The sequence below is a fragment of the Oleiphilus sp. HI0043 genome, assembly GCF_001634935.1.
On sequence record NZ_LWEY01000725.1, the window covers coordinates 1 to 949 of the forward strand.

The following is a 949-nucleotide window of genomic DNA, read 5'->3' on the forward strand; positions in this document are numbered from 1 at the left end:
CTCGTTAAACCCACGGCTACTAGCAGCATGATTAGGAAAGAAGGCAGGGTAAACCCTACAAAAGCCAAGACTCCTCCAAGTAAGCCCATACGATGAAGGCCTATAGCGAATCCTACCTGACTAGATCCGGGGCCAGGTAGAAACTGGCTTAAAGCGATTAGCTGGCTATATGAAGATTCGGAAATCCACTTTTTGTTTTCAACGAAGGTTTTACGAAAGTAGCCTAAGTGAGCGGCTGGCCCACCAAAACTAGTGCAACCTAAGATAAAGAACTGGGTAAACAACGATATCGCGTTTTTCATAAGAGCTAAGAAGAATAAGATAAAGTGGAAAAATGATATTTAGGGCCATGATATTTAGACTAAGAGTAAAAACGCCTGCTTTTACTCTTAGCCCAATTGTCGCTCGACATAATACAGCCCTTGTTTATATAAAGGCTTTAGATTTTCTTCTGACACCCAGTTGTACTTTGCGCAATATATTTCCTTAAACTTTTCGATATTGTTATGCGCTTTAAAGTTGGTCGCCAAAACAAAAGCTGTGTCATGGGCGTATTTAAGCGCTGATAAAAACAGTTGATTATATTCGTCCAGTTCCGTGGCCGAGAGAGTTGGGTATTTTTTAGCGAAGCGTTCCTGTGTTGATACCTGCCAGTTCTTACCAAAAGCCATGGCTAACTGAAGACCTTCATTCAGCATGTCGTTTTTTTTGTTGGGACGCTTTCTAGAAAAAAGTGATGATAACAAAAGGACTCTCCGGCAGGGCTTAATTGCGAACAGTCATAAATACTATCTTAATAAGATCCTTATCTATAGGGCTAATCACCAAAACTCTCTACAGTGTAACGTTCAAGTTCTATTGATTCATTCCAATAGTCCAACGTCAATCCAGCTTTGGCTTTAAGGTGATTTAAAAAATCAGACTTATCTGGCAGCTGCTCCCAGACAGA

General features: G+C 40.7%; 3 protein-coding genes. All 3 read right to left on the bottom strand.

Features of this window, described 5'->3' with window-relative positions; all coding sequences use genetic code 11:
- A partial coding sequence (locus A3729_RS08470; protein WP_197475700.1) for a chromate transporter occupies positions 1 to 302 on the bottom strand: 302 nt, incomplete at its 3' end.
- 87 nt (positions 303 to 389) lie between these two features.
- On the bottom strand, positions 390 to 746 hold the full coding sequence (locus A3729_RS08475) for a hypothetical protein (RefSeq protein ID WP_156494819.1): 357 nt from the start codon (positions 744 to 746) through the stop codon (positions 390 to 392).
- A 71-nt stretch (positions 747 to 817) separates the two neighbouring features.
- On the bottom strand, positions 818 to 934 hold the full coding sequence (locus tag A3729_RS34525) for a hypothetical protein (RefSeq protein WP_369820117.1): 117 nt from the start codon (positions 932 to 934) through the stop codon (positions 818 to 820).
- Between the last annotated feature and the right edge of the window lie 15 nt (positions 935 to 949).